This window comes from Halomonas cupida (assembly GCF_900142755.1).
GTDB classification, from domain to species: domain Bacteria; phylum Pseudomonadota; class Gammaproteobacteria; order Pseudomonadales; family Halomonadaceae; genus Halomonas; species Halomonas cupida.
In genome coordinates this window covers 1-16,731 of the sequence record NZ_FRCA01000020.1, presented here as the reverse complement: position 1 = coordinate 16,731, position 16,731 = coordinate 1, and the positions used below count along the sequence as shown (strand labels likewise).

General features: G+C 60.0%; 13 protein-coding genes. 9 read left to right on the top strand and 4 right to left on the bottom strand.

What is annotated here, in order from left to right; genetic code table 11:
* Positions 1–40: 40 nt before the first annotated feature.
* Positions 41–1,315 (top strand): serine--tRNA ligase, encoded by a 1,275-nt coding sequence (gene serS, locus BUE38_RS21555; protein WP_073437312.1) that lies wholly within the window; start codon positions 41–43, stop codon positions 1,313–1,315.
* A gap of 154 nt (positions 1,316–1,469) precedes the next feature.
* Here serS and BUE38_RS21550 read toward each other — a convergent pair whose 3' ends face one another.
* A complete protein-coding gene (locus BUE38_RS21550; protein WP_073437311.1) occupies positions 1,470–2,288 on the bottom strand; it encodes an SIMPL domain-containing protein in 819 nt (272 codons plus the stop codon).
* A gap of 358 nt (positions 2,289–2,646) precedes the next feature.
* Here BUE38_RS21550 and BUE38_RS21545 point away from each other — a divergent pair, with 358 nt between their 5' ends.
* Positions 2,647–3,795: an AI-2E family transporter gene (locus tag BUE38_RS21545; protein ID WP_073437310.1), complete on the top strand. Its 1,149-nt coding sequence runs from the start codon at positions 2,647–2,649 to the stop codon at positions 3,793–3,795.
* Between the two features lie 118 nt (positions 3,796–3,913).
* Here BUE38_RS21545 and trxA read toward each other — a convergent pair whose 3' ends face one another.
* A complete protein-coding gene (trxA, locus tag BUE38_RS21540; RefSeq protein WP_073437309.1) occupies positions 3,914–4,237 on the bottom strand; it encodes a thioredoxin in 324 nt (107 codons plus the stop codon).
* A 259-nt stretch (positions 4,238–4,496) separates the two neighbouring features.
* Here trxA and cysB point away from each other — a divergent pair, with 259 nt between their 5' ends.
* Positions 4,497–5,468, top strand: a complete 972-nt coding sequence (gene cysB, locus BUE38_RS21535; protein ID WP_073437308.1) for an HTH-type transcriptional regulator CysB — start codon at positions 4,497–4,499, stop codon at positions 5,466–5,468.
* Positions 5,469–5,553: 85 nt separating this feature from the next.
* Here the strand turns inward: cysB and BUE38_RS21530 are convergent, their stop codons facing one another.
* Together BUE38_RS21530 and pabB are read right to left on the bottom strand one after the other, a co-directional pair.
* Positions 5,554–6,174, bottom strand: a complete 621-nt coding sequence (locus BUE38_RS21530) for a phosphoadenosine phosphosulfate reductase domain-containing protein (protein WP_073437307.1) — start codon at positions 6,172–6,174, stop codon at positions 5,554–5,556.
* 136 nt (positions 6,175–6,310) lie between these two features.
* On the bottom strand, positions 6,311–7,672 hold the full coding sequence (gene pabB, locus BUE38_RS21525; protein ID WP_073437306.1) for an aminodeoxychorismate synthase component I: 1,362 nt from the start codon (positions 7,670–7,672) through the stop codon (positions 6,311–6,313).
* Positions 7,673–7,967: 295 nt separating this feature from the next.
* Between pabB and BUE38_RS21520 the strand changes: the two genes are divergently transcribed.
* From BUE38_RS21520 to BUE38_RS21495, 6 genes are all read left to right on the top strand, one after another.
* Positions 7,968–8,711: a GntR family transcriptional regulator gene (locus BUE38_RS21520; protein WP_073437305.1), complete on the top strand. Its 744-nt coding sequence runs from the start codon at positions 7,968–7,970 to the stop codon at positions 8,709–8,711.
* 35 nt (positions 8,712–8,746) lie between these two features.
* Positions 8,747–9,634, top strand: a complete 888-nt coding sequence (gene prpB, locus BUE38_RS21515) for a methylisocitrate lyase (RefSeq protein ID WP_073437304.1) — start codon at positions 8,747–8,749, stop codon at positions 9,632–9,634.
* Positions 9,635–9,858: 224 nt separating this feature from the next.
* Positions 9,859–10,986 carry a bifunctional 2-methylcitrate synthase/citrate synthase gene (prpC, locus tag BUE38_RS21510; RefSeq protein ID WP_073437303.1) on the top strand — a complete coding sequence of 376 codons (1,128 nt, stop codon included), beginning with the start codon at positions 9,859–9,861 and terminating at the stop codon, positions 10,984–10,986.
* 131 nt (positions 10,987–11,117) lie between these two features.
* Positions 11,118–13,724: a Fe/S-dependent 2-methylisocitrate dehydratase AcnD gene (acnD, locus tag BUE38_RS21505; protein WP_073437302.1), complete on the top strand. Its 2,607-nt coding sequence runs from the start codon at positions 11,118–11,120 to the stop codon at positions 13,722–13,724.
* 1 nt (position 13,725) lies between these two features.
* Positions 13,726–14,928: a 2-methylaconitate cis-trans isomerase PrpF gene (gene prpF, locus BUE38_RS21500; protein ID WP_073437301.1), complete on the top strand. Its 1,203-nt coding sequence runs from the start codon at positions 13,726–13,728 to the stop codon at positions 14,926–14,928.
* Positions 14,929–14,981: 53 nt separating this feature from the next.
* Positions 14,982–16,463, top strand: a complete 1,482-nt coding sequence (locus BUE38_RS21495) for a bifunctional 2-methylcitrate dehydratase/aconitate hydratase (protein ID WP_073437300.1) — start codon at positions 14,982–14,984, stop codon at positions 16,461–16,463.
* The last annotated feature ends 268 nt before the right edge of the window (positions 16,464–16,731 follow it).

Below are 16,731 nucleotides of genomic sequence, written 5' to 3'. Positions count from 1 at the left end.
CGATATAGCCCCCTCTCAACAGGCGACGGACACAGATTCCATGCTAGATCCGAAACTGCTGCGCAGCGACCTTGAAGCGGTCGCGCAACGATTGGCCACCCGCGGTTACGTTCTCGATACTGAACGACTGTCTTCTCTGGAGTCCCGCCGCCGTGAATTACAGGTCGAGGCGGAGCGCCTGCAGAACGAACGCAATACCCGCTCGAAGGCGATCGGCAAGGCCAAGGCCAGTGGCGAGGATATCCAGCCATTGCTGGATGAGGTCAGCGATCTTGGCGAGCGCTTGAGCACTGCCACCGCGGCACTCAACGAGGTACAGGCCGAGTGCGACGATATTGCTGCGGGTATTCCCAACCTGCCCCACGAGAGCGTGCCTTCGGGAGCCAGCGAGGATGACAATGTCGAGGCAAGCCGTTGGGGGGAGCCGCGCACCTTTGACTTCGAGGTTCGTGACCACGTTGACATCGGGGCCAAGAACGGTGATCTCGACTTCGATCTGGCCAGCAAGCTGACCGGGGCACGGTTCGCGGTAATGCGTGGCCCTGTGGCTCGCCTCCATCGTGCTCTGACCCAGTTCATGCTCGACAAGCAGACCCTGGAGCACGGTTACGAGGAGTGCTACGTCCCCTACATGGTCAATCGCGAGTCGCTGTTCGGAACAGGACAGTTGCCCAAGTTCGGCGAGGACCTGTTCCGCCTCGATGATGAGCGCGGTTTCCACCTCATCCCCACCGCCGAAGTGCCGTTGACCAACCTGCTGCGTGACGAGATCGTCGAAGCGAAGGCGTTGCCGCTGAAGTTGACGGCACATACCCCCTGCTTCCGCAGCGAGGCAGGCTCTCATGGTCGGGACACCCGCGGCATGATTCGTCAGCACCAGTTCGACAAGGTCGAGATGGTGCAACTGGTCGAGCCGGAACGCAGCTACGAGGCACTGGAGGAAATGCGCGGCCATGCCGAGGCTATCCTTCAGGCGCTGGAGTTGCCGTATCGCGTCGTGACCCTGTGTACCGGTGATATGGGCTTCTCGGCTGCCAAGACCTACGACCTCGAGGTATGGCTGCCGAGCCAGAACACCTACCGTGAGATTTCCTCGGTTTCCAACTGTGAGGATTTCCAGGCCCGCCGCCTGCAGGCGCGCTTCCGTGTCGCAGGCGAGAAGAAGCCGCGGTTGCTGCATACCCTGAATGGCTCCGGACTGGCCGTGGGACGCTGTCTGATCGCAGTGATGGAGAATCATCAGAACGAGGATGGTTCGATCACGGTGCCTGAGGTCCTGCGGCCCTATATGGGCGGCATCGAACGGATCAACTGATCTCCGCCAGGCAAGTGGACTGACATAGTCCGGGGTTCAGTCGACAAGGCTGTGCTCCAGAAGGCAGAACCCCCGGTCGCTGATGGCGCCGGGGGTTCCGTCGTTATGGCTGGCTCATGGGTGGAGCAGCCTGGTCAGTGTGTCCAGCGAGGGATCACTGCTCACCGCCATTACTGTTACCGTCCTGACCTTCGATTTCCCAGCGCACATTGACGCCAGCATCGATGGTAATACTGCCGGGGCGATACTCGGCACCGCCACTGCTGTCTGCTGCCTCGGCCCGCATCGCCATCATGCGTGGCTGATAGCCCTGGGTAGTCAGCTCGCTGACGTTGATGACATCGCCCAGCTCCACGCCGAGGCTATCGGCCATCAGCTCCGCCTTGGCGCGGGCACGCTCCAGTGCCTGAGACAGTGCCTTGTCATCAGCGGCTGACTGGTCGGCGAGACCATAGGTGATGCCATCGAGGGAGTTTACGCCGGCTTTGGTCAATGCATCGAGGATGGTCGGAACCGAAGACAGGTCAGCAATGGATAGTGTGATGGGGCGTTCCAGGCGGGTGCGCACCATGGGCACCGGCGCGTCGTCGTTACCCTGAGGGCGGTGCAGGACTTCCTGCTGGACATGCAGCGAGCCGGCGTTGATGGCATCGCTGTCCAGGCCTGCGGCCTCCAGTGCCTCCACCAGACTGGCGGCGCGATCCTCGAGCTGCCCGCGAGCCTCGGCCAGTTCATTGCCCTGGTGTCCACGATCGGACTCCTGCGGCACGGCGGGTGTCAGTTCCCACAGGCGGGCGCTGAGCACCGCTTCGTCCGGGGTGACATCGACTTCCGCTGTTGCCTGGACGTCAATGAAGCGAGAGGACTCTGTTGGCTCGGCCATGGCCTGAGTGCTGAACAGGGCGGCACCCAGAGCGGTCACCAGTGCCAGACGGCTGAAGGGGCGAGAGAAGTGGACGAGGGGATAGGGCATGAGAACCTCCTTGTAGAATGGGAGCGAGCCTGATGAGAACGAGGATAACGGGACCGGGTTCAACGGGATAGCATCAAGGGTAACAGCAATCAGCTATAGGCGAGATTGACAGGGTAACGGATGGCGACCCTGGGCAACTGCCGGTTGAGGTCCTGACTACCTGTGTAGCTGAGACCCGAGTACCTGAGACCTGTAGCTGGGACGCCTGGAATGCCGCTTGGTTCCGGGGTTGAGAGACAATGCATACTGTTTGCATGGTTGACGGTTGGGTGATGCTCACCAGGGAGTACAACGTTTCTTTGTGCTGAAGCGATAGTCGCGGCATGATGGCGTTTCCTGAAACAGGATGGTCTGATCCATGGACGACAATACGACGGAAGATGGCAAGGCGCTGGATGACGAAAGGGCGCTGGACGACGAGAAGGCGTTGCCGCTCAACCTGACGCTGACACTAGCAGCGTTGGTGATCATCATTGCCGGGATGCGGGCGGGCGCTGGCCTGTTGGTACCGATCATGCTGTCGCTGTTCATTGCGGTAGTATGCTCCGCTCCGGTGCAATGGCTGCATGAACGTGGGCTGGGTATCCGCCTGTCGGTATGGCTGACATTGATCGTGCTTGGGGGGCTGATAGGTCTGTTGGGACTGCTGCTGGTCAACAGCTTCGGGACCTTTGTCGATGCCCTGCCGGGGATCGAGGACAAGCTCTACCAGTATTACCTGAGCATGCTGGACAGTCTGGCAAGTATGGGGCTGGCCATCGATACCACACGCCTGGCCGAGTTGGTCAATTCCGAGCAGGTAGGGGGCTGGATACCGGGTCTGCTGGGACAGCTTGGCAACTTGATGATGCAGAGTGTGGTGGTCGGGATGATGGTGCTGTTCCTGATGTTCGAGACGCTCAACTTTCGTGACAAGTTGTCACGAGCGTTGGCCAATCCGGCACCCAGTCTGGCGCGTTTTGGTGAGTTCAGCCACACCCTGAAGCGTTATCTGGCCGTCAAGACGGTGATCAGTCTGGTGACAGGAATACTGGTGTGGATTGCCTGCCTGGTGATGGGCGTGGATTTTCCGCTCTTGTGGGCTGTGCTTGCCTTCGCGCTGAACTATATCCCCAATATCGGCTCGGCGATTGCGGCGGTACCACCGGTACTGCTGGTGCTGGTATCGCCGGATGGAGGCATGGCACAGGCGTTGTTGCTGAGTCTTGTCTACCTGGTGATCAACTTCGTGATGGGGAACCTGATCGAGCCGCGTGTCATGGGGCGTGCACTGGGGCTTTCCACCTTCGTGGCCTTCCTCTCTCTGGTGGTCTGGGGCTGGATCCTCGGCGTGGTCGGTATGCTGTTGTCGGTGCTGTTGACCATGACGCTCAAGATAGCCCTGGACAGCCACCCCCAGACACGCTGGATCGCCCACTTGCTGGGGCCGGCACGCGGAGGAGCGGTGGAAGATGCCAGGCGACCGCTGTGGGAGAGGGCGCGGCGCAGCGTTTCCCGCAAGTCATAGTCCTGCAAGTCATAGCCCTGCAAGACATCACGCTTCGCTCAATGCTGAAGACGACGACGCCCCGCACAAGCGGGGCGTCGTCGTTTCATCTCTACCGCGCGGAAAGTGCGCGCCAGACTCAGCCGTTCTGTTCGATGAACTGAGTCAGCTGAGACTTGGATTGGGCACCTACCAGTGATGCGACCTTGGTGCCGGACTTGAACAGCATTACGGTCGGCACACCACGCACACCCTGTTCGGCAGCAATCTCGGGTGCATCGTCAACATTGATGCTGACTACCTTCAGCGATCCTTCTCGTTCCCCGGCGACCTCGTCGACCACCGGAGCCATCACCTTGCACGGTCCGCACCAGGGCGCCCAGAACTTCAGCAGCACAGGTGACTCGGATTTGAGAACTTCCTGCTCGAAGTTGGCGTTGGTGACATCGACGTTGTTGGCCATGTGAATCTCCGTTTGCGTTGCGCTTCATCGAGCGTTTTGGGGACACGATCAGATGTGTCCGGTCGGACGATGTTAGCCGTCGACCTGATGGCTGGCAAATATTGCCGTGATAGCTTCTGTTGTTCGTTGCGCCGCTGGCTGCATTTTTATTTTATATGCTATAAAGTAATCAGTGGAAAGTTTTTTATGGCACTTTTTTATGATGTGTGGCGTCATTGGCGTCGGTTAGCCGCGTCCGCTCGAGGAGTGAGAGTAGGTCATGAAATTACAGCAGTTGCGCTATATCTGGGAGGTTTCGCGACACAACCTGAATGTGTCGGCCACTGCCCAGAGCCTGTTCACCTCCCAACCCGGGATCTCCAAGCAGATTCGTCTGCTCGAGGATGAGCTGGGGGTCGAGATATTCGCGCGCAGCGGTAAACACCTGACTCGCATTACCCCGGCCGGTGAATCGATCATCGAACTGGCCGGCCAGGTGTTGCGTTTGACTGCCAACATCAAGGATGTAGCTCAGGAGCATAGTGATGAGCGGCGTGGCAGTCTGTCAATCGCCACCACCCATACTCAGGCGCGTTACTGTCTGCCGCCGGTCATCCACACCTTCACCCAGCGCTATCCCGAGGTGGCTCTGCATATGCAGCAGGGCACGCCACGGCAGATAGCGCAGATGGTCAGCGAGGGGCAGGCAGACTTTGCTATTGCCACTGAGTCACTTGAACTGTTCAACGACCTGATCCTGCTGCCGTGTTACCGCTGGAATCGTTGTGTGCTGGTGCCGCGGGATCATCCTCTGGCCCAGAGCTCCAGCCTGACGCTGGAGGAGCTGGCTCGTCATCCGCTGGTGACTTACGTCTTCGGCTTCACTGGGCGCTCGCAGTTGGACGATGCCTTCCGGACCGAGGGGCTGTCGCCCAATGTGGTGCTGACAGCGGCGGATGCCGATGTCATCAAGACCTATGTACGCCTCGGCATGGGGGTCGGGATCGTTGCCCACATGGCGGTCGATGAGGTGCTGGACCATGACCTGGTGGCGTTGGATGCTGGTCATCTGTTCGAGAGTTCGACCACCAAGATCGGTATTCGTCGTGGTACCTTCATGCGCGGCTATATGTACGACTTTCTGCAGGGCTTCGCTGAACATCTCGATCGTGACCTGGTCGATGCGGCATTGGCGGCGGGGCCGCGTCACGAACATTCGCTGTTCGATGGCATCGAGTTGCCGGTACGCTGATTCCAGTGTGTTCCACGACTCAGAAACGCAGAGGCCCCTCCTGATGGAGGGGCCTCTTCTTCGGGACATTCGCCAACGGCAGAGCTCAGTGCTGGAGGTGCAGACCGCACTCGCGTTTCGCCTCGACCTTGGTGGGGTCGAAGTAGTCGAATTCGTTGGGCAGGTCGTGGCGCTGCAGATATTGATAGAGTTCGCGGGCCGTCCATTGAAGCAGTGGGGCGATCTTCAGCAGGCCATCGGCATTGCGTGACACCGGCAGCATGCGGGCACGCTCCGGGGTATCTTCGGCGCGTAGTGCCGTGAACCAGACATCAGGGGCCATTTCACGCAGAGCGCGGTTGAAGGGCTCCAGCTTGACCTCTTCAGTGAAGGCGGCGTGACGCGGGTCATCGATGCCCGGAGCAGGCCCCTCGACGGCTTCGCGATGGGCGCGGGTACGCTTCGGCAGGTAGCTGATCAGGTTCAGGTCGAGACGTTTCACCAGCGCGTCGGCAAAGCGATAGGTCGCATCGGTATTGTAGCCGTGGTCCATCCATACGACAGGAACGTCCGGTCGCTGGGAAGCGACCATGTGCAGAATGACTGCCTCGAACGGGCGGAAGTTGGTGGTAACGATGGGCTGGTTGCCCTGGGCGAGAGACCAGCGAATCAGGGCTTCAGGATCCTGGCCCAGATCACGATTGATGATGTCGAGTTGCTGTTCCATAGAGGAAGCTCCGGAATGATGGCATTCGAGATGGAGTAACCCTACCAGAGCCGTGACGGGCTTCCCCAATACCGATTTATGGATCATTTATTCCTGTTGGTTTTAAATGGCACTCTTCTTATCGCCATTATGCTGGTCACTGCGGAGTGATGAGGGCTGTCATGAGGTGGCCGATCTTGGCCAGTGTCTCAGCGTATTCCTCTGCGCCGTTCGAGTCGGCCACGAGTCCACCGCCCCCCCATATATGCAGCTGACCGGCGTCGGCTACCAGACTGCGGATAGCGATGGAGGTGTCCATATGGCCACGTATATCCAGGTAACCGAGACTGCCGCAGTAGGCACTACGCTGGTCGGGCTCCAGTTCATCGATGATCTGCATGGCGCGGACCTTGGGAGCGCCGGTGATCGACCCGCCGGGGAAGGCGGCTTCGAGCAGTTGCAGCGGCGTAGTGTCCGCGCTCAACTGGCCGCGAATGACACTGACCAGGTGGTGCACATTGGCGTAGCTCTCCAGGCCGCACAGCTGCGGGACCTGAACGCTGCCTGGCTGGCACACACGGCCAAGGTCGTTACGCAGCAGGTCAACGATCATCACATTCTCGGCACGATCCTTGAGACTCGAGGTCAGTTCATGGGCCAGCGCTGCATCCTGCTGTGGAGTGGCGCCTCGCGGACGAGTTCCCTTGATGGGACGGGTCTCGACGCATGAATGGCGGCACTCGATGAAGCGTTCGGGGGACAGCGACAGAATGGCCTGATGGTTGTGGCCGTGTTGCCAGGCCATGTAGCCGGCAAAGGGCGTTGGTGTGGCTTGACGCAAGTACTGGTATGCCTGCCAGAGGTCACCTCGGTAGCCGGCACTGAAGCGCTGGGCGAGGTTGATCTGATAACAGTCTCCCGCGCTGATATAGCGTTGCACGGCAGCGAAGCGCTGTTGATACTGCTCGGCGCTCAGATTGGCGGTGAAATCCGAGGTCAGTTGAAAGGCGTCGGTCTGCGTTGGGGTACGCAACCATTGCTCCACCTGGCGGCGGCGCTCGGGTGAGGCCACCAGCCAGCTCTGTTCCAGTTCATGGTCCTGGATCAGTGCCCAGTCGTAGAGGCCAACCCGAGCCAGTGGCAGGGACACGACCTGGTGCGCCTGCTGACCGATCGGTTCGAGGTGACGACCGAGGTCATAACTCCAGTAGCCGATCAAACCACCAAGGAAGGGCAGTTCGCTGTCGATGGTGCACTCGGGCAGCCGATTCAGCAGTCGTTGTTGAGCCGCGAAGGCGTTGCCAGCGACGGCTTGTCCCCGGGAGTTGAAGGAATTGCCCTCGTGATCCACTTCGAGGCTATCCAGCGGGTCGCTTGCCATGATATCGAAGCGTCCTCCGGGAGCCAGCGGGCGGCCACTATCCAGCAATACGGCACCCGGGCGTTGGCGCAGAGCCTGAAAGTAGCTCAGCGGATCGCCTTGGTAGGGCACGGGAACGATGTCGAGCACTGGGTTCATGCTGGGCCTCTGCAGATTCAGGCGCATCATTCTAGGCAAAGGCCGGAAGAATGTCTGCGCCGTAGATTGCGTCTCTGCGACTTTCTTCTGCTGGTCTCATGCTGGAGTAGGGTGTTGATGTGGTGCTTGTGAAAGGGCGCTCACCAGCGGCTTGACGAGAGATTGTCGACAGTGACACCTTTCCAGCCGCCATTGTCTACAACCAATGATCTAGAACATGGCTTACATAGGGGCATTGACCCGTGTATCGTGCTGCCTTACATTTCTGTCATGCCATTATTGTCGACAATAGCTCATGGATACTCCAGATACTGATACCTCATCCCTCCCGGAGGTCCGCACGCTGGCCGAACGGGTTTTCCACCAGTTGCAGGATGCCATCGTGCGCGGTGAGTTGCCTCCCGGCAGCAAGATTACCGAGCCAGGGCTGTCAAAGGCCTACGGCATTTCACGCGGTCCATTGCGTGAGGCCATGCGGCGTCTGGAAGCGCACCGCTTGATCGAACGTGTGCCGCATGTTGGCGCGCGGGTGGTCAAGTTGTCCATGAAGGAACTGATGGAGCTGTTCGACGTGCGCGAGGCACTGGAAAGTATGGCGGCCCGAATCGCTGCCGAGCACATGACCGCCGCCGAGATCACTGGATTGCGCGAGGTTCTGGCGGTGCATGAACAGCAGGCTGACCTGGCGCGCGGCGAGGCCTATTACCAGCGCGAGGGTGACCTGGACTTTCACTATCGCATTGTTCAGGGCAGCCACAACCGCATGTTGATGGCTTTGCTCTGCGACGACCTTTATTACCTGGTGCGGATGTATCGCACCCAGTTCAGCGCCAGTGGTAGCCGCCCCCAGCGAGCCTTTGTTGAGCACCATCGCATCGTGGATGCCATCGAGGCCGGCGATGCAGAACTGGCCGAACTGTTGATGCGCCGCCACGTCGCGGCTTCCCGAGAAAACGTGCTGGCCCGTTACGCTGCTTCGCTGGAAGGGCAGGACCAGCCCAGCGTGGTAAGCCGTCCCACGGTGCCGTCCACGCATTGAGTTGCTGACACGAATCTGATGACCCGGAGAGTCCCATGCCATCAATGACACCTGGCGCGCGGTTCCGCGCGGCACTTGAGGCCAACCGCCCCTTGCCGATCGTCGGCACCATCAATGCCTATACCGCCATGCTGGCCGAGCGTGCCGGTCATCAGGCCATCTACCTGTCTGGTGGCGGGGTCGCCAACGCATCCTTTGGTCTACCGGACCTGGGTATGACCACCATGAATGATGTGGTCGAGGATGCTCACCGCATCTGTGGCGCCAGTGACCTGCCGCTGTTGGTGGATATCGATACCGGTTGGGGGGGAGCCTTCAACATTGCGCGTACAGTCAAGGAAATGCAGCGAGCCGGGGTGGCCGCCGTGCATCTCGAGGACCAGGTGGCACAGAAGCGCTGTGGGCACCGACCCAACAAGGCCATCGTCTCGCAGCAGGAGATGGTCGATCGGGTCAAGGCCGCCGCGGATGCGCGCATTGATCCAGATTTCTACCTGATAGCACGCACCGATGCGTTCCAGAAGGAAGGCCTCGACGCGGCCATTGAGCGTGCCAATGCCTGCATCGAAGCCGGCGCCGATGCCATCTTCGCCGAGGCCGTGCATACCCTTGATGACTACCGTGCCTTCTGTGAACGAGTCCAGGCTCCGATTCTTGCCAATATCACTGAGTTCGGCGCGACCCCGCTATTCAGCCAGCAGGAACTCGCGGAGGTAGGGTGCCGCCTGGTGCTTTACCCGTTGTCCGCATTCCGTGCCATGAACGCCGCCGCTCTCAAGGTGTATCAGAGCATTCACGATAACGGTCATCAGCATGATGTCGTCGATATCATGCAGACCCGAGATGAGCTCTACGACGTGCTCGGTTATCACGATTTCGAACGCAAGCTGGACGCGCTGTTTGCCGAAAGCAACGATCAATAATACTGAGCTACGAGCTGGCCCGTGTCCGTTCCCGACGAACAAGGGCACTTCCCACATCCATGCGGGTCGGCTATTCGTGTTCCCGACACGAACACGCACTTCCCACATCCATGTGGGTCGGCTATTCGTGTTCCCGACACGAACACGCACTTCCCACATCCATGTGGGTCGCGAGCTACACGATGTTTGTATAAGACGTACACAATAAAGACAGGAGTCACGCCATGGCAGATAAATCTCTTGGAGGAGCAGGTCTTCGCGGTCAGAGTGCCGGTTCCACCGCCCTTTGCACAGTGGGCAAGAGCGGCTCGGGGCTGACCTATCGCGGTTATGACATCAAGGAACTGGCCGACAGGGCCCGTTTCGAAGAAGTCGCCTACCTGCTGTTGAAAGGCAAGTTGCCCACCCAGGCGGAGCTGGATGCCTATATAGTCAGGCTCAAGAGTCTGCGAGGGTTGCCTGAGGCGCTGCGCACGGTGCTTGAGCAGATCCCTGCTGACGCACATCCGATGGACGTGATGCGTACCGGCGCTTCGATGCTGGGCAATCTCGAGACCGAAGAAGACTTCTCGCAGCAGCAGGATGTGTCGGACCGCCTGCTGGCGGTGCTGCCGTCGATCATCTGTTACTGGTACCGCTTCAGTCATGATGGCGTGCGCATCGATACCGAGACGGATGATGAGTCCATCGGCGGTCACTTCCTGCATATGCTGCGCGATGAGCCAGCATCGGAGCTGCATGCGCGGGTCATGAATGTCTCTCTGATCCTGTATGCCGAGCATGAATTCAATGCCTCTACCTTTACCGCTCGGGTCTGCGCTTCGACGCTGTCGGACATGCACTCCTGCGTGACCGGGGCCATTGGTTCGTTGCGGGGACCGCTGCATGGCGGCGCCAACGAAGCCGCCATGGCGATGATCCAGGACTGGCAGAGCGCCGAAGAGGCCGAGCGTGAGACCCTCGGTATGCTGGAGCGCAAGGAAAAGATCATGGGCTTTGGCCATGCGATCTATCGCGAGTCCGATCCGCGTAACGCCATCATCAAGGAATGGTCGAAGAAGCTGTCCGAGGATGTCGGTGATACTCGTCTGTATGCTGTCTCGGAGCGTGTCGAGGAAGTCATGTGGCGCGAGAAGAAGTTGTTCTGCAATGCCGACTTCTTCCACGCCAGCGCCTATCACTTCATGGATATCCCGACCAAGTTGTTCACGCCGATCTTCGTCTGTTCACGGGTGACCGGTTGGTGTGCCCATGTCTTCGAGCAGCGTGAGAACAATCGCATCATCCGCCCGAGCGCCGATTACACCGGCCCGGAGCATAGCGAGTGGTTGCCGATCGAGAAGCGTAGCTGATGTCGTGTACCTTCAACCTGGCACAGGGTGTGGCGGGTTGAAGGTGCCCGAGCTGAAGATACTGACGTGAACGTGCCATCCATAATGCCGCGGCCCCAGGGACGCGGCGTCTGATACCGTGACCTGCCGACATGAATACTGACTATCGCAAGCCCTTGCCCGGTACAGGGCTCGATTATTTCGATACCCGCGAAGCGGTGGAATCCATTGCGCCGGGTGCCTGGGATCGTCTGCCCTATGTCTCGCGAGTGCTGGGTGAGCAGTTGGTGCGCCGCTGTGAGCCCGAGCTGCTGACTGATGCCCTCAGGCAACTGATCGAGCGCAAGCGTGACCTGGATTTTCCCTGGTACCCCGCCCGCGTTGTCTGCCATGACATCCTCGGCCAGACAGCGTTGGTCGATCTGGCAGGCCTGCGGGATGCGATTGCCGAAAAGGGTGGTGACCCGGCCAAGGTCAACCCGGTGGTACCGACCCAGTTGATCGTCGACCACTCGCTGGCGGTGGAACATGCGGGCTTCGACCCCGAGGCTTTTGACAAGAACCGCGCCATCGAGGATCGCCGCAATGAAGGGCGCTTTCACTTCATCGACTGGACACGCACCGCCTTCGAGAACGTGGATGTGATTCCCGCCGGCAACGGCATCATGCACCAGATCAATCTGGAGAAGATGTCGCCGGTGGTTCAGGCGCGGGATGGAGTGGCCTTCCCGGATACCTGTGTCGGTACCGACAGCCATACTCCCCATATCGATGCGCTGGGGGTGATAGCCGTGGGTGTCGGGGGACTGGAAGCCGAAAGCGTCATGCTGGGTCGCGCTTCAATGATGCGTCTGCCGGACATTGTTGGCGTTGAGTTGACCGGCAAGCGACAGCCGGGGATCACCGCCACTGATATTGTGCTGGCGCTGACCGAGTTCCTGCGTCAGCAGCGAGTGGTCGGAGCCTGGCTGGAGTTCTTCGGCGAAGGGGCCTCCAGCCTGACCATCGGTGATCGAGCCACCATCTCCAACATGACCCCGGAATACGGTGCCACGGCAGCGATGTTCTATATCGATGAGCAGACCATCGATTACCTCAAGCTGACCGGCCGCGAGCCCGAGCAGGTGGCATTGGTCGAGAACTACGCAAGGCTCTCGGGGTTGTGGGCCGATAGTCTGGAGCAGGCCGAGTACGAGCGGGTGCTGACCTTCGATCTGTCCACTGTCGAGCGCAACCTGGCGGGGCCTTCCAATCCTCATCGTCGTCTGCCGACATCAGAGCTCGGTGAGCGCGGCATCGCCGTAGACCTGGATCGTGCGCGCGAAGAGGAAAAGGCAGGCAGGATGCCTGATGGGGCGGTGATCATCGCCGCCATCACCAGTTGCACCAATACGTCCAATCCGCGCAACGTAGTAGCCGCTGGCCTGCTGGCGAAGAAGGCCAATCAACTGGGACTGGATCGCAAGCCCTGGGTGAAGTCGTCCTTTGCGCCCGGGTCAAAAGTGGCGCGCCTCTATCTCGAGGAGTCGGGCCTGCTGCCGGAACTGGAGAAACTCGGCTTCGGCATTGTTGCCTATGCCTGCACTACCTGTAACGGCATGTCCGGTGCCCTGGACCCGACGATTCAGCAGGAGATCATCGACCGTGATCTCTATGCCACTGCAGTGCTGTCCGGTAATCGCAACTTTGATGGCCGTATCCATCCTTACGCCAAACAGGCGTTTCTGGCCTCACCACCGCTGGTGGTCGCCTATGCCATTGCCGGAACCGTGCGCTTCGATATCGAGCAGGATGTGTTGGGTCATGATGCGGCAGGCAATGCCATTACCCTCAAGGACCTGTGGCCGTCCGACGAGGAAATCGACGCCATCGTCGCTGAGTTCGTCAGGCCTGAACAGTTCAAGCAGGTCTATATTCCGATGTTCGACCTGGATGCCGTGGAACAGGCCCCGAGCCCGCTCTACGACTGGCAGCCGACGAGTACCTATATTCGCCGCCCGCCATATTGGGAAGGCACCATGGCGGCTGAACGTGCACTCAAGGGAATGCGTCCGCTGGCGATCCTGCCCGACAACATCACCACCGACCACCTGTCGCCTTCCAACGCGATTCTGGCGGACAGTGCGGCAGGTGAATACCTGGCTCGAATGGGTCTGCCGGAAGAAGACTTCAATTCCTACGCGACCCACCGTGGTGATCATCTCACCGCGCAGCGTGCGACCCTGGCCAACCCCAAGCTGTTCAACGAAATGGTGCGGGACGAGCAAGGCAATGTGAGGCAGGGCTCGCTGGCGCGTATCGAGCCGGAGGGCAAGGTGACGCGCATGTGGGAGGCTATCGAGACCTATATGCAGCGTGGTCAGCCGTTGATCGTGATTGCCGGTGCCGATTACGGCCAGGGGTCCTCCCGTGACTGGGCCGCAAAAGGTGTGGCGTTGGCGGGGGTCGAGGCCATCGTGGCCGAAGGCTTCGAGCGTATCCACCGTACCAACCTGGTGGGCATGGGCGTAATGCCACTGCAGTTCGAGGCAGGTACGACCCGCCACAGCCTGGGGCTCGACGGCACCGAAGTGTATGACGTCGAGGGCAGGCCAACGCCGGGAGCCATGCTCGAGCTGGTGATCCATCGTACCGATGGCAGTAGCGATCGAGTACCGGTGGTCTGCCGCCTGGATACCTTCGAGGAAGTCTCCATCTATTCGGCAGGCGGGGTACTGCAGCGTTTCGCCGAGGATTTCCTAGAATCGGAGGTGGCCTGAGATGAATACATCTTTTGCCCCTCAACTGAGAATTCCCGCCATCTACATGCGCGGCGGCACCAGCAAGGGCGTCTTCCTGCGTGTTGAGGATCTGCCTGAAGTGGCTCGTACTCCCGGTGTGCAGCGCGATGCCCTGCTGATGCGCGTCATCGGCAGTCCGGATCCCTATGGCAAGCAGACCGATGGCATGGGCGGGGCCACCTCCAGCACCAGCAAGGTTGTATTGTTGAGCGAGAGTGAGTCGCCGCAGCACGATGTCGACTATCTGTTCGGCCAGGTTTCCATTGATTCGGCCTTTGTCGACTGGAGCGGCAATTGCGGAAACCTGTCGTCCGCCGTGGGGCCTTGCGCCATCGAGATGGGCATCGTCCCCGCAGAGCGTATTCCGGCCAATGGTGAGGTCGAAGTGCGTATCTGGCAGGCCAATATCGGCAAGACCATTGTGGCGCGTGTACCGGTGGTGGATGGGCAGGTTCAGGAGAGTGGTGATTTCGAGCTTGATGGCGTGACCTTTCCGGCTGCCGAGGTAGGGCTATCCTTCATGGACCCGGCCGCGGGGGAGGGCAGTATGTTTCCCACCGGCAATGTGGTCGAAGAGTTGGAAGTCCCTCAGCAGGTGGCGGCTTCCGGGCGTATTCGTGCAACACTGATCAACGCCGGGATACCGACCATCTTCGTGGATGCTGCTGAACTGGGCTATCGGGGCACGGAATTGCAGGACGACATCAACGCCGATGGCGAGGCTCTGGTGCGTCTGGAAATGCTGCGTGCTCACGGTGCCTTGCGTATGGGGTTGATCCACAACCTCGAAGAGGCAGCGACCCGCCAACACACGCCCAAGGTTGCGTTCGTGGCATCGCCTCGGGCCTATACGGCATCCAGTGGCAAGGCGATTGCTGTCGAGGATGTCGACCTGCTGGTACGTGCCATGTCGATGGGCAAGTTGCATCACGCCATGATGGGCACTGCGGCAGTGGCGATCGGTGTGGCAGCGGCGGTGCCCGGCACCTTGGTCAACCTCGCCGCCGGCGGTGGTGACGCGCGGACATCCGTCGTATTTGGCCACCCATCCGGAACGCTACGTGTCGGTGCTGGTGTGGACCAGGTTGAGGGCTGCTGGGTGGCGACCGAGGCCACCATGAGCCGAAGTGCCAGGATATTGATGGAGGGAAAGGTCAGGGTTCCTGCCGAAGTCCTTGCATGATGACTGCGACGCCACCCTCCGGGGTGGCGTTTTTCGTTCCGATGGAGGTCAGCATGAGCAACGTCGAGAGCAATATCCGTCCTGATTATGATCAGGAGCTCCAGCGTATTGCAGACTACATTCTGGAGTTCGAGATAGAGAGTGATGAAGCCTTCGATACGGCGCGCCATTGCTTGATGGACAGCCTTGGCTGTGGGCTGCTGGCGCTGCGTTTTCCTGAATGCCTGAAGCATCTGGGGCCGTTGGTCGAGGGGACATGGGTACCGCATGGTGCACGAGTACCGGGCACTGCCTTTCGGCTGGACCCGGTCAAGGCGGCCTGGGACATCGGCGCCTGTATCCGTTGGCTGGACTATAACGATACCTGGCTGGCTGCCGAGTGGGGCCACCCATCGGACAACCTCGGCGCTATCCTCGCTGTTGCGGATCATCTCTCGCAGCAGAGAGTGGCGCGAGGGGAGACTGCGCTGACCATACGCGATGTGCTTGATGCGATGATTCGGGCCCATGAGATCCAGGGGGTGCTGGCGCTGGACAACTCCTTCAATCGCGTGGGACTGGATCACGTTCTACTGGTGAAGGTGGCATCCACTGCGGCCATCGCCAGACTGATGGGGGCGAATCGAGAACAGCTGTTGTCAGCGTTGTCGCATGCCTGGGTCGATGGGCAGAGCCTACGAACCTATCGCCATGCTCCCAATGCCGGCTCGCGCAAGAGCTGGGCGGCGGGAGATGCCACCTCGCGCGCCGTGCGGTTGGTCGATATTGCCATGCGCGGCGAGATGGGGATCCCCGGTGTACTGAGTGCACCTCAATGGGGGTTTATCGATGTCTGTTTCAGTCACACCAACAGCGACCAGGCGCTCAAGCCAGCGTCCCAGCGTCGACTGAGTTTCCAGCGCGACTTCGGCAGCTATGTGATGGAGAACGTACTGTTCAAGCTGGCGTTTCCTGCCGAGTTCCATGCCCAGACGGCCTGTGAGGCGGCGGTTACATTGTACCCGGAGGTCAAGGATCGGTTGGATGAGATAGAGCGTATCGAGCTGACGACCCATGAGTCGGCGATACGCATCATCTCCAAGCAGGGGGATCTGGCCAACCCGGCCGATCGCGACCACTGCCTGCAGTACATGACGGCAGTCCCGCTGGCCTTTGGCGAATTGCAGGCCGAGCACTATGAAGATGGTTTCCATCGTGACCATCCGGTCATCGACCAGTTGCGCGACAGGATGATCGTGCAGGAGGACCCGGCATACAGCCGTGATTACCTGGACCCGAGCAAACGTTCCATCGCCAATGCGATACAGGTCTTCTTTACCGATGGCAGCGCCACCGACAAGGTGGCGGTGGAGTACCCCATTGGTCACCGTCGTCGTCGGGATGAGGGCATGCCGGTGTTGATCGACAAGTTTGCCCGCCACCTGGCGACGCGGTTTCCCCCTCAGCGCTGTGAGGAGATCATGAACCTGTGTCGCGATCGGCAGCGGCTTGAGGCCACTGCCGTGGATCGGTTCATGGCGCTGTGGGCGATTTGAGCTACGAGCTACGAGCTGGCCCATGTTGGTTCCCGACGAACATGGGCACTTCCCACGTCCCTGTGGGTCGCGAGCTACGAGTAGACCTCTGGCACTATACGGCTCGGTGCTCGCGACTCGCTGCTCGAAACTTCGCAAACTTTTTTACAGAAGGGTCTTGCAGGGTGCCTTCTAAATCCGTAAAGTACGCATCCGCTGCTGGCGACGAGCAAACGTCGCAAGCGGTGAAAGGTGGTAGAAGTGGTTGATTTGAAAGTGTTTCTTGAGA